The organism is Pseudomonas sp. PSE1(2024) (assembly GCF_050990555.1).
Lineage (GTDB): Bacteria > Pseudomonadota > Gammaproteobacteria > Pseudomonadales > Pseudomonadaceae > Aquipseudomonas > Aquipseudomonas aphyarum.
Map to the genome: position 1 here is coordinate 5,629,943 of NZ_CP158967.1, position 12,349 is coordinate 5,642,291.

Annotated in this window: 13 protein-coding genes; 1 reads left to right on the forward strand and 12 read right to left on the reverse strand. The window is 62.2% G+C overall.

Features of this window, described 5'->3' with window-relative positions; all coding sequences use genetic code 11:
* Positions 1–10 precede the first annotated feature (10 nt).
* The 12 genes from lipA to ABTV87_RS25680 all read right to left on the reverse strand — a co-directional run bounded on the left by lipA (position 11) and on the right by ABTV87_RS25680 (position 11,464).
* Positions 11–1,009 carry a lipoyl synthase gene (gene lipA, locus ABTV87_RS25625; RefSeq protein WP_162130488.1) on the reverse strand — a complete coding sequence of 333 codons (999 nt, stop codon included), beginning with the start codon at positions 1,007–1,009 and terminating at the stop codon, positions 11–13.
* 25 nt (positions 1,010–1,034) lie between these two features.
* Positions 1,035–1,682, reverse strand: a complete 648-nt coding sequence (gene lipB, locus ABTV87_RS25630; protein WP_039771855.1) for a lipoyl(octanoyl) transferase LipB — start codon at positions 1,680–1,682, stop codon at positions 1,035–1,037.
* Positions 1,682–1,957 (reverse strand): DUF493 domain-containing protein, encoded by a 276-nt coding sequence (locus tag ABTV87_RS25635; RefSeq protein WP_007958664.1) that lies wholly within the window; start codon positions 1,955–1,957, stop codon positions 1,682–1,684. The genes lipB and ABTV87_RS25635 overlap by 1 nt, the downstream gene beginning before the upstream one ends.
* Before the next feature lie 84 nt (positions 1,958–2,041).
* Positions 2,042–3,199, reverse strand: coding sequence for a D-alanyl-D-alanine carboxypeptidase family protein (locus tag ABTV87_RS25640; RefSeq protein ID WP_011336095.1), 1,158 nt, complete (start codon positions 3,197–3,199; stop codon positions 2,042–2,044).
* A gap of 183 nt (positions 3,200–3,382) precedes the next feature.
* Positions 3,383–4,390 carry a septal ring lytic transglycosylase RlpA family protein gene (locus ABTV87_RS25645; RefSeq protein ID WP_011336096.1) on the reverse strand — a complete coding sequence of 336 codons (1,008 nt, stop codon included), beginning with the start codon at positions 4,388–4,390 and terminating at the stop codon, positions 3,383–3,385.
* Positions 4,390–5,400 carry a lytic murein transglycosylase B gene (gene mltB / locus ABTV87_RS25650; protein ID WP_007958658.1) on the reverse strand — a complete coding sequence of 337 codons (1,011 nt, stop codon included), beginning with the start codon at positions 5,398–5,400 and terminating at the stop codon, positions 4,390–4,392. Before mltB ends, ABTV87_RS25645 begins: the two co-directional genes overlap by 1 nt.
* A 17-nt stretch (positions 5,401–5,417) precedes the next feature.
* Positions 5,418–6,521 carry a rod shape-determining protein RodA gene (gene rodA / locus ABTV87_RS25655; protein ID WP_052026248.1) on the reverse strand — a complete coding sequence of 368 codons (1,104 nt, stop codon included), beginning with the start codon at positions 6,519–6,521 and terminating at the stop codon, positions 5,418–5,420.
* Between the two features lie 31 nt (positions 6,522–6,552).
* On the reverse strand, positions 6,553–8,448 hold the full coding sequence (mrdA, locus tag ABTV87_RS25660; protein WP_433898564.1) for a penicillin-binding protein 2: 1,896 nt from the start codon (positions 8,446–8,448) through the stop codon (positions 6,553–6,555).
* A 9-nt stretch (positions 8,449–8,457) separates the two neighbouring features.
* Positions 8,458–8,925: a 23S rRNA (pseudouridine(1915)-N(3))-methyltransferase RlmH gene (gene rlmH, locus ABTV87_RS25665; protein WP_003185785.1), complete on the reverse strand. Its 468-nt coding sequence runs from the start codon at positions 8,923–8,925 to the stop codon at positions 8,458–8,460.
* A 9-nt stretch (positions 8,926–8,934) separates the two neighbouring features.
* Entirely contained in the window at positions 8,935–9,429 is a 495-nt protein-coding gene (gene rsfS, locus ABTV87_RS25670; RefSeq protein ID WP_007958654.1) for a ribosome silencing factor, read from the reverse strand.
* Positions 9,430–9,501: 72 nt separating this feature from the next.
* Positions 9,502–10,224 carry a nicotinate-nucleotide adenylyltransferase gene (gene nadD, locus ABTV87_RS25675; RefSeq protein ID WP_085608763.1) on the reverse strand — a complete coding sequence of 241 codons (723 nt, stop codon included), beginning with the start codon at positions 10,222–10,224 and terminating at the stop codon, positions 9,502–9,504.
* Positions 10,193–11,464 carry a glutamate-5-semialdehyde dehydrogenase gene (locus ABTV87_RS25680; RefSeq protein WP_007958650.1) on the reverse strand — a complete coding sequence of 424 codons (1,272 nt, stop codon included), beginning with the start codon at positions 11,462–11,464 and terminating at the stop codon, positions 10,193–10,195. Before ABTV87_RS25680 ends, nadD begins: the two co-directional genes overlap by 32 nt.
* Before the next feature lie 177 nt (positions 11,465–11,641).
* Here ABTV87_RS25680 and ABTV87_RS25685 point away from each other — a divergent pair, with 177 nt between their 5' ends.
* A complete protein-coding gene (locus tag ABTV87_RS25685) occupies positions 11,642–12,337 on the forward strand; it encodes a DNA-3-methyladenine glycosylase (RefSeq protein ID WP_007958648.1) in 696 nt (231 codons plus the stop codon).
* Positions 12,338–12,349: the final 12 nt, after the last annotated feature.

Consider the following 12,349-nt stretch of genomic DNA (forward strand, 5'->3'; position numbering starts at 1 on the left):
CAGCGCTGAATCAGGAACCGAGCAGCTCGGCCTTGACCAGTTTCGCCTGCTCGTCGGCGTGGTACGAAGAACGCACCAACGGGCCGGACGCGACGTTCTTGAAGCCCATTTTGTAACCTTCCTCGGCGAACCAGGCGAAGGTGTCCGGGTGCACGAAACGCTGCACCGGCAAGTGGCTGCGGGACGGTTGCAGGTACTGGCCCAGGGTCAGCATGTCGATGTCGTGTTCGCGCATGCGCTTCATGACTTCGATGACTTCGTCGTCGGTCTCGCCCAGACCCAGCATCAGGCCGGATTTGGTCGGGATGTGCGGCATCATCTGCTTGAAGCGTTGCAGCAGGGTCAGCGACCACTGGTAGTCCGAACCCGGACGGGCAGCCTTGTACAGGCGCGGTACGGTTTCCAGGTTGTGGTTGAACACATCCGGCGGCTCGGCCGCGGTGATTTCCAGGGCGATGTCCATACGGCCACGGTAGTCCGGGACCAGGGTTTCGAGTTGCACGTTCGGCGACAGTTTGCGGATTTCGCGGATGCAGTCGGCAAAGTGCTGGGCACCGCCGTCACGCAGGTCGTCGCGGTCAACCGAGGTGATCACCACGTACTTGAGCTTCAGGTCGGCGATGGCGATGGCCAGGCTTTCCGGCTCGTTGACGTCCAGTGGCTTCGGACGACCGTGGCCAACGTCGCAGAACGGGCAACGACGGGTGCAGATGTCACCCATGATCATGAAGGTCGCGGTGCCGCCGGAGAAGCACTCACCCAGGTTCGGGCAGGACGCCTCTTCGCAGACGCTGTGCAGCTTGTGTTTGCGCAGCAGGCTCTTGATGCGGTCGACTTCCGGCGAAACCGGGATGCGCACGCGGATCCAGTCGGGTTTCTTCGGCAGTTCGGTGGTCGGAATGATCTTCACCGGGATGCGTGCAACCTTCTCGGCGCCGCGCAGCTTGACGCCGGCTTCAACCTTGGGACGCGGGGCCGGGCGCTCGGTCACGTCGAGCGTCGGGATCATGGTTTGCACTGCATCAGTAGTCATATCAGTCGATTCCGCCCGTCAGGGTCGTCTGCTCAGCATAGTCGAGGTGTTTGACGAGCTGCGCGCGCAGCCGGGCACTTACCTCGGCAAATTCAATCGATCCTGCGTGCTCGCTCAGCTGGGTCATCGCCAGCCCGGCATAGCCGCAGGGATTAATCCGTCGAAACGGCTCCAGGTTCATGTCCACGTTCAGGGCCAGGCCATGAAAGGAACAACCGTGGCGAATCCGCAAACCCAGAGAAGCGATCTTCGCTCCGTCGACGTAGACGCCGGGAGCATCCGGCTTGGCCACGGCGGTCACGCCGTAGCTGGCCAGCAGTTCGATCAGGCAGCGCTCCATGCGGCTGACCAGATCGCGCACGCCGAAACCGAGTCGGCGCACATCCAGCAGCAGGTACGCCACCAGTTGGCCGGGGCCATGGTAGGTCACCTGACCGCCGCGGTCGACCTGCACCACCGGAATATCCCCCGGCAGCAACAGGTGCTCGGCCTTGCCGGCCTGGCCCTGGGTGAACACCGGCGGGTGTTCGACCAGCCAGATTTCGTCCGGGGCCGTGGTGCCACGCTCGTTGGTAAAACGTTGCATGGCCTGCCAGACCGGCTCGTAAGCCATCTGGCCAAGCTCGCGAAAGCCCAGCGTGCCCGGCATCACAGCACCATGTGCACGAAACCGGTAGCCCGCAGTTCGCTGTTGATGTTGTACAGCTGATCCTGGTCGGTCGCGACGATGTGCAACTGGATGGTGGTGTACTTGCCGTTGCTGCTTTGACGCTCGTCGACACGCTCATCGTTGATCTTGGCGTGTTTCTTGACGATGTCGATGATCTTGTCTTTGTTGCCGACGCCCGTATCGCTGATCACCTTAACCGGATAATCAACCTGGGGAAATTCGATCTTTGGCGCCTTTACTTCGGTATCGGTCATGGCGTAACGGCCTCGTAAGCGTAAGCCCGGTAACGAACAAGGCCCCGCTCCGGATCGGAACGGGGCCATGCAGGTCAACTCAAATCAGTTGAACAAGCCGTAGAAGAATAGACGGATGCTATCCCACATGCGGCGGAAGATACCACCCTCCTCGACAGCGTCCAGAGCGATCAGGTCGGCGCTGTGCACCACCTTGTCGTCCAGTTTCACTTCGACTTTACCGATCACGTCGCCCTTGGCGATTGGCGCGGTCAGTTGCGGGTTCATGGTCATGCTGGCAGCGAGCTTCTTCAGCTGGCCTTTAGGCAGGGTCATGGTCAGGTCTTGTGCCAGGCCGGCCTTGACTTGACTGGTAGTGCCTTTCCACACCGGGGCCTGAGCCAGTTCGGTGCCCTTCTGGTAGAAGGTCTGGGTTTCGAAGAAGCGGAAACCGTAGGTCAGCAGCTTCTGGGTCTCGGCGGCGCGGGCCACTTCGCTGTTGGTGCCGAACACCACGGCGATCAGGCGCATGCCGTCACGTACTGCCGAGGACACCATGCAGTAGCCGGCTTCGTCGGTGTGACCGGTTTTCAGACCGTCGACGGTCTTGTCGCGCCACAGCAGCAGGTTGCGGTTAGGCTGTTTGATGCCGTTCCAGAAGAACTCTTTCTGCGAGTAGATCGCGTAGTGAGCCGGGTCTTCGTGGATGATCGCGCGCGCCAGGATCGCCATGTCGTGAGCCGACGAGTAGTGCTCAGGGTTCGGCAGACCGGTCGGGTTCATGAAGTGGGTATTGGTCATGCCCAGATCGGCGACGGTCTTGTTCATCAGGTCGGCGAACGCATCTTCGCTGCCGGCGATGTGTTCAGCCACCGCGACGCTGGCGTCGTTGCCGGACTGGATGATGATGCCGTGCAGCAGGTCGCTCACAGTGACTTGCGAGCCGACCTTGATGAACATCCGCGAACCGCCGGTGCGCCAGGCGTTTTCGCTGACGGTCACCGGGTCGTTTTCACCGATCTGGCCGCGACGAATTTCCAGCGTGGCAATGTACGCGGTCATCAGTTTGGTCAGGCTGGCCGGTGGCAGACGCTGGTCACCGTTGTTCTCCACCAGCACGTTGCCGCTGTTGGCATCCATGAGCACGTAGGATTTGGCGGCCAGTTGTGGTGGCGACGGCATCATCTCGGCCGCGAACGCGGCAGGCGAGAGGAGCAGCGGGACTAGCAGACACAGGCGTTTGGCAAAGGTGGTGATGTTCATCCGTCTCTCGAAATCGCTAATGGAAACTGCCCTTGCGGGCAAAATTAATCAGATGGCTTTCTAACGGGCCATCGCGTGTTCAGTTGCTCACTCCAGTCACCCTTGCCGGGCTTTTGTTCTTCGACGAGCCAACAACCTGGTTCACCCCCCAATCGCTGGTGAACCGTCAATCAAGTCCTACGTTTACTCGGTGACCACACTTGGCGAACCCAGGTTGGCCAGGCGCACGCTGTTCTGCACCTGGGCAATTTCACCCGGCGAACCGATCGGTCCCAGGCGAACCCGGTGCAGGGTCTGCTGATTGCGCACGATCGAGCTGATAAACACCGGAGCGCTCACCATCCCGCTGAGCTTCGACCTCAGGAGTTCTGCAGCGTCCGGGTTGGCGAACGCGCCCACCTGCAGATACTGGCCAGACGCTGGTGCAGAAGCGTTTTTTTTTGCATCGAGCTGAACTGGCACGACGGCCGCGGCGTGCTGCTGCGGCGGTGGAGTCCATTGCTCGACGGTGCCGGCCGAGGCCGTGATCACCGGGGCGCTATTCTGCGCGACTTGCGGCTCGTTGAGCATCAAAGGCGCCGGACGGCCCTTGGCGGCCCACCATTGCTGCGGGTCGATGCCTTCGACCTTGACCCGCGCGGTACCGATTTCGGCATAACCGAGCTTCTTGGCGGCGGCGTAGGACAGGTCGATGATCCGGTCCGAGTAGAACGGCCCGCGGTCATTGACCCGCAGGATCACGCTCTTGTTGTTGTCCAGGTTGGTCACCCGAACGTAACTCGGCAGCGGTAATGTCTTGTGGGCGGCACTCATGCCGTACAGGTCGTAGACCTCGCCGTTGGCGGTGTTCTGACCGTGGAACTTGGTGCCGTACCAGGACGCGGTGCCGGAGGCCACGTAGGTCTTGGATTCCTGCAGCGGGAAGTAGGTCTTGCCCAGCACGGTGTACGGGTTGGCCTTGTACGGGCCGGTGTGCAGGGTCGGCGTGGCATCCGGGATGCGCGATACGTCGACGTCCCACCACGGCGCGCCGTCCTTGTGGGCCCGGTTGATGTCCAGACCCGGCTGCGAACGAACGGCGGTGGTCGGTTTCTGGCTCGGCGAACGGCTGGTCGAACAACTGGCGACCAGCACCGCCAACGCAGCGAAAGCCACCAGCTTCAGGGGTTTATTGATAGGCAATGCCCGCATTACTTGACGCCCCGTGCTTGTACCAGCTGTTCAGACAGTTGATGTACGGCCATGGCGTACATCACGCTGCGGTTATAACGCGTGATCGCGTAGAAATTCTTCAGGCCCATCCAGTATTCCGGGCCATTGTCGCCTTCGAGGCGGAATGCGGTGACCGGCATGTCATCGCGCAGCGCATCATGACTCGACCAGCCCAGCGCTCGCAACTCCCCGACGGTTTTCGTCGGCTCGATGCCGGTGGTCAGGCCTTCATCCACCTGCTCTCCCCGTACATCCGCGCGACTGACCACCGGCTCGCCGGCGACCCAGCCGTGACGCTTGAAATAGCTGGCGACGCTGCCGATCGCATCATCCGGGTTGTTCCAGATATTGATGTGGCCGTCGCCGTCGAAATCCACCGCGTAGGCGCGGAAACTGCTCGGCATGAACTGCGGCAAGCCCATCGCCCCGGCGTAGGAACCCTTGAGGGTCAGCGGGTCGACCTGCTCTTCGCGCGCCAGCAGCAGGAACTCACGCAGCTCCTTGCGGAAAAATTCGGCACGGGGAGGATAGTCGAAACCCAGCGTGGACAAGGCATCGATCACCCGGTAATTGCCGGTATTACGTCCGAAAAAGGTCTCAACGCCGATGATCGATACGATCACCTGGGCCGGAACGCCGTATTCCTGCTCGGCGCGGGCCAGAGTCGCCTCGTGCTGACGCCAGAAGTCCACACCGCGGGCGATGCGCGCGTCGGTGATGAACATCGGACGGTATTCTTTCCACTGCTTGACCCGTTCGGCGGGTTTGGAAATGGCGTCGAGAATTGCCTGTTTGCGCTGGGCCTCGCGGAACACGGCCATCAGCTGTTCGCCGGCGAAACCGTAGTCGCGGGTCATTTCACCGACGAACTCGGCCACCTGGGGCGAGCCTTCGTAATCGCCGGCCAACGCTTCCTGCGCGCTGCCAAGGATGCCTACCAGGCCGAGCCACGGTGCGTATCGTGTCGCCCAGTCACGCATTACTTGCATTGAACTCTTCACCTTATTCAAACCTGTGCGATCCACTTGCGATGGGTATGGATCGACATCAAAACCCCAAACGCTGACAGCAGCGTCACCAGCGAAGTTCCGCCGTAGCTAATGAACGGCAACGGCACCCCCACCACCGGCAACAGGCCACTGACCATACCGATGTTGACGAAAACGTAAACAAAAAACGTCATGGTCAGAGCGCCGGCCAGCAATTTGCCGAACAGCGTCTGGGCCTGGGCGGTAATCACCAGACCACGGCCAATCAGCAACAGATAGATCAGCAACAGTGCGCAGATGCCCACCAGCCCGAACTCTTCGCCGAGCACGGCGATAATGAAGTCGGTGTGGCTTTCCGGCAGGAAGTCCAGATGCGACTGGGTGCCCAGCAGCCAGCCCTTGCCGAATACCCCGCCGGAACCGATGGCGGCTTTCGACTGGATGATGTTCCAGCCAGTGCCGAGCGGATCGCTTTCCGGGTCGAGGAACGTCAGGATCCGCTGTTTCTGGTAGTCGTGCATGATGAAGAACCACATCGCAACCGACACCGGAATCGCCGCCGCCAGTACGCTGAGAATCCAGCGCCAGCGCAGCCCGCCCATAAACAGTACGAAGGCGCCGCCGGCCAGAATCAGCAGCGAAGTGCCGAGATCCGGCTGACGCACGATCAGGGCGAACGGCACGCCGATCAGCAGCAGACTGATGCCGACATGCTTGAGCTGCGGCGGCAACGTGCGTTTGGACAAATACCAGGCGATGGTCGCCGGCATCAGGATCTTCATGAATTCCGAGGGCTGGAAGCGGATCACCCCGGGAATGTTGATCCAGCGGGTCGCGCCCATGGCGTTGTGGCCCATGATGTCCACCACCAGCAGCAGCACCACCCCGATCACGTAGCCGAGCGGCACCCAGCGCGCCATGAACCTTGGCTCGAACTGGGCAATGACGATCATCGACACCAGACCGATGCCGAACGACGTGGCCTGTTTGGCCAGCAGATCCCAGCTCTTGCCGCTGGCCGAATACAGCACGAACAGGCTGCCGGCCGCGAGAATCAGCAGCAGCACCAGCAACGGGCCGTCGATATGCAAACGTTGCAACAGCGTCGCCCGGCGACGCATCACATCCTCGCTGGAGAGCATGCGATCGAAATTATTCATCACGGGCCGTAGCCTCCGCACTGATAGGGCTGGCGTATTCGGCCTTCAACCGTCCGTCCTGATCCAGCAGCCAGGCATCCATGACCTGCCGCACCACCGGTGCCGCGACGCCGGAACCGGACTCACCGTTCTCGACCATCACCGACACCACGATTTTCGGGTCATCCGCCGGCGCGAAACCGACGAACAAGGCGTGGTCGCGGTGGCGTTCCTGAACCTTGGAGCGGTCGTACTTTTCACCCTGCTTGATCGCCACCACCTGCGCCGTACCGGACTTGCCGGCGATCCGGTATTGCGCGCCGATCGCCGCTTTACGCGCCGTACCCCGTGCACCGTGCATCACCTGTTGCATGCCATGGTTGACCTTGGTCCAGTCCGACGGATCGCGCAGGATGATGTCCGGCATCGGATTCTCATCCACCGGTTTCACGCCTTCGAGGGATTTGGCCAGGTGCGGACGGTTCCACACGCCCTTGTTGGCCACCAGCGCCGTGGCCTGGGCCAGTTGCAGCGGGGTCGATTGCATGTAGCCCTGGCCGATCCCGAGAATCAGGGTTTCGCCGGGGAACCACGCCTGACGCCGGGTCGCGCGTTTCCACTCGCGGGACGGCATCAGGCCTGGGGATTCTTCGAACATGTCCAGCGAGACCTTCTGGCCAATGCCGAACTTGTTCATGTAGGCCGACAACCGGTCGATGCCCAGCTTGTGTGCCAGGTCATAGAAGTAGGTGTCGTTGGACCGCATGATCGCCGTGTTGAGGTCGACGAAGCCGTCCCCGGTGCGGTTCCAGTTGCGGTACTTGTGATCGTAGTTGGGCAGCATGTAGTAACCGGGGTCGAACACCCGGCTCGACGCCGTCACCACGCCCGCATCGAGACCGGCAATCGCCACCGCCGGCTTGATCGTCGAGCCCGGCGGGTACAGACCGCGCAGCACGCGGTTGAACAGCGGTCGGTCGATCGAATCACGCAGCTCGGCGTACGCCTTGAAGCTGATGCCGGTGACGAACAGGTTCGGGTCGAAACTCGGCTGGCTGACCATCGCCAGCACTTCGCCGGTTTTCGGATCGAGCGCCACCACCGCACCACGCCGGCCACCCAGCGCAGCCTCGGCGGCTTCCTGCAATTTGATGTCGAGGCTCAGGACAATGTCCTTGCCCGGCACCGGATCGGTACGCTTGAGCACGCGCAGAACGCGGCCACGGGCGTTGGTCTCGACCTCTTCGTAACCCACCTGACCGTGCAGCTCGGCTTCATAGAAGCGCTCGATGCCGGTCTTGCCGATGTGGTGGGTGCCGCTGTAGTTGACTGGATCGAGGGTCTTCAGCTCTTTCTCGTTGATCCGCCCCATGTAACCCACCGAGTGCGCGAAATGCGCGCCCTGCGGGTAATGACGCACCAGTTGCGCGACCACCTCAACGCCCGGCAGGCGGAACTGATTCACCGCGATCCGGGCGATCTGCTCTTCGCTCAGCTCGAACAGGATCGGCACCGGCTCGAACGGCCGGCGGCCCTGACGCATGCGTTTCTCGAAGATCACCCGGTCTTCCGGCGTCAGCTGCAAGACCTCGACGATCACGTCGAGCACCTGCTGCCAGTCGCCGGAGCGCTCGCGGGTCATGCTCAGGCTGAAGCTCGGACGGTTGTCCGCCACCACCACGCCGTTGCGGTCGAAAATCAGGCCACGGGTCGGCGGGATCGGCTGGACATGCACCCGGTTGTTTTCCGACAGGGTCGAGTGATATTCGTACTGAATCACCTGCAGGTAGTACAGGCGCGCAATCAGCACGCAGATCAGCGCCACCACCGCAATTGCGCCGAACACGACGCGACCACGCACCAGACGGGCGTCTTTTTCGTGGTCCTTGATGCGGATCGGCTGAGACATGAGGGCGGATTACTTGTGGTAAGGGTGGCCGGACAGCACGGTCCAGGCACGATACAACTGCTCGCCGATGAGGATGCGCACCAGCGGGTGCGGCAGCGTCAGCGGCGACAACGACCAGCGCTGATCCGCGCGGGCACAGACTTCCGGCGCCAGCCCTTCCGGGCCACCGACCATGAAGTTGACCGTGCGCGAGTCCAGGCGCCAGCGATCGAGTTCGACCGCCAGTTGCTCGGTGCTCCACGGCTTGCCATGAACTTCGAGGGTGACGATCCGCTCGTTCGGCCCGACCTTGGCCAGCATGGCTTCGCCTTCCTGACGGATGAAGCGGGCCACGTCGGCGTTCTTGCCACGGGTATTGAGCGGAATTTCCACCAGTTCCAGCGCCAGCTCGGACGGAAGACGCTTGGCATATTCATGCCAGCCTTCTTCCACCCACTTGGGCATGCGTGAACCGACGGCGATCAGTCGCAGTCGCACAGCAATCCCTTACAGCTGGTCTTTGTTGAGCTTGGTGAAATGCTCGTGGGTGTTTTCCGGGCTGTGGTGCTTGGCGTCCGCCGCACGGCTTTGCTCGGCACCGGCCCACAGGCGCTCCAGGTCGTAGAACTGACGTGCCGAGGCAGTCATCATGTGCACGATCACCAGGTCCAGGTCCAGCAGCACCCAGTCGCTGTCGCCCTTGCCTTCTTCGCCCAGCGGCTTGGCGCCGTTCTTTTTGACCTCTTCGCGAACCTTGTCCAGCATCGCGTTGATCTGGCGGTTGGAAGTACCGGTGGCGATGATCATGTAGTCGGTGATGCTCTGCTTGTCGCGCACATCAATGATCTGAATGTCCTGGGCCTTGACGTCTTCCAGGGCTGCAACGGCCACCTTGACCAGTTCGTCGCCCTTCAGCGGTTCGTTGGTGTTGACCGGCTCTGGCAGCGGGGCGCTCTTGAATGTGCCTTTGCGCTTTACTTTGGTTTGGTCTTTGTCAGTCATATAAAACTCGTTTTGCTCATATTTTCGGCGGCTTGGCGACACGTGGATTCGTATCAGTGAAGCACGCCTTGTTCAGTTCGACGCACGGTACAGACCGTGCGCATCGATGTAGGCCAGGACCGCGTCGGGCACCAGGAAACGTACCGACTTACCGCTGGCCAGCAGTTGACGGATCTGGGTGGCGGAAACCGCGAGCGGTGTCTGCCAGACGAATGCAATCTGTCCGCTCGGCCCCTTCAGGGCCAGCGGGTCGCTCACCGAACGCGCTGCCAGCAGGTTGCGCAAGGCATCCGGCGGTTCGCTGTCGGCGTCCGGGCGCTGTAGCACCAGGATGTGGCAATGCTGGAGCAACTCTTCCCAGCGGTGCCAAGTGGGCAGGCCGCAAAATGCGTCCCAGCCCAGAAGCAGAAAAACCTGGGTCTCGGCGGCCATTTCGGCGCGCAGCGACTCCAGGGTATCGATGGTCCAGGACGGTTTGTCCCGCTGCAATTCGCGGGCGTCCACCACCAGCGGCGGCACACCGGCCACCGCACATTCAACCATTGCCAGCCGGTCCTGCGCCGACACCTGCGGTGTATCGCGGTGCGGCGGCCGGGCGCTGGGCATCATGCGCAGCTCATCGAGCTCCAGCGCTTCGGCCACTTCCAGCGCGCCGCGCAAATGGCCGACGTGCACCGGGTCGAACGTCCCGCCCAGTACGCCAATGCGCCGGGGACGGGATTTCTTGCCGGGTTTCGGCGCTTTCAGGTCGAGGTCGGACAAGTCAGACCGTCGCCTGGCCGCGCAACTGGCCATCACCGACCACGATGTACTTCTCGCAGGTCAGCCCTTCGAGGCCCACCGGGCCACGGGCGTGCAGCTTATCAGTAGAAATGCCGATCTCGGCACCCAATCCGTATTCGAATCCGTCGGCGAAGCAGGTCGGGGTGTTGATCATCACCGACGCCGAGTCGACCTGAGCCACGAACTGGCGGGTGTCGGCGAGGTTTTCGCTGACGATCGAGTCGGTGTGGTGGGAGCCGAAATGGTTGATGTGCTCGATGGCCTGATCCAGACCATCCACCACGCGGATCGACAGAATCGGCGCCAGGTACTCGGTGCTCCAGTCTTCTTCGGTCGCCGCTACGGCCTCGATGATCGCCCGGGTGCGTTCGCAACCACGCAGTTCGACGCCTTTTTCGCGGAACTGCTTCGCCATCGACGGCAGGAAATCCTTCGCAACACTTTGATCGACCAGCAAGGTCTCCATCGCACCGCAGATGCCATAGCGATAGGTCTTGGCATTGAAGGCGATGCGCTGGGCTTTCGGCAGGTCGGCGTGTTCGCTGACATAAACGTGGCAGATGCCGTCCAGATGCTTGATCACCGGCACCCGGGCATCACGGCTGATGCGCTCGATCAGGCCCCGACCACCGCGCGGCACGATCACGTCGACGTACTCCGGCATGGTGATCAGCGCGCCGACTGCGGCGCGGTCGGTGGTTTCCACCACTTGCACCACGGCAGCCGGCAGTTCGGCTTCGGCCAGACCGCGCTGAATGCAGGCGGCAATCGCGCGGTTGGAATGAATCGCTTCGGAACCGCCGCGCAGGATGGTCGCGTTGCCGGACTTCAGGCACAGGCTCGCGGCATCGATGGTCACGTTGGGACGGGATTCGTAGATGATCCCGATCACGCCCAGCGGTACGCGCATCTTGCCGACCTGAATGCCCGACGGACGGAAGCTCATGTCGCGGATCGCACCGACCGGATCCGGCAGCGCTGCGACCTGGCGCAGGCCGACGATCATGCCATCGATGCGCGCCGGGGTCAGTTCCAGACGCTCCAGCAGTGCCGGCTCCAGACCGTTGGCGCGACCGGCGGCCAGATCCTGTTCATTGGCTGCCGCAAGCTCGGCGCGGGCGGCGTCCAGGGCATTGGCGGCAGCCAGCAGGGCGCGGTTTTTCTGCGCGGTACTGGCACGACCGATGACGCGGGAGGCTTCGCGGGCGGCGCGACCCAATCGGGTCATGTAGTCAAGAACGGACTCAGTCATGGTCTGCTGGGGTCTTGGCAAAGAGGAAAGCGGCAGATTATAGCTGTCGCGTCCCGGGACTAACAGCGGTGACGGGCGGATGGTCGAAATGGACGGTGATTTGCCGACGTTCAGCCGGGATTAAGCCGCGAATTGTTATCATCACGACCTCCTCCGCCTGGATAAACCCTGTTTGCCATGTCCAACCTGACCGTTCGCGCCACCTCCGCGCGCCAGCCTGTCGGCCTTGCGGACGCCTTTTTCGACCGCGACGCCCAGACACTGGCCCGTGATCTGCTCGGCAAAGTCATCCGCCACCGCGTCGGCGATTTGTGGCTCAGCGCCCGAATCATCGAAACCGAAGCGTATTACTGCGAAGAAAAAGGCAGCCACGCGTCCCTCGGCTACACAGAAAAGCGTAAGGCTTTGTTTCTGGACGGCGGCCACATCTATATGTACTACGCCCGGGGCGGCGATTCGCTGAACTTCAGCGCGCAGGGTCCGGGCAATGCGGTGCTGATCAAATCGGCTTATCCGTGGGTCGACGAGATCAGCGGCCCGGCCAGCCTGGCGCAGATGCTGCTGAACAACCCCGATGCCCAGGGGCGCCCGCGTCCGTCGCAGAAACTCTGTGCCGGACAGACGTTGCTGTGCAAGGCGCTGGGGCTGAAAGTGCCGGTGTGGGATGCCAAACGCTTCGACCATGAAATCCTGCTGGTGGAAGACACCGGCCCCGCGCCAACTCATGTGATTCAGACCACCCGCCTGGGCATTCCCCATGGCCGTGACGAACACTTGATGTATCGCTTCGTCGATGCGGCTTACGCCCAGTGGTGCACCCGGAACCCGCTGCGCCGGGGTCAGGTCGAAGGTCGCGATTATTTTCTGCTGTGAATGCACACCCCT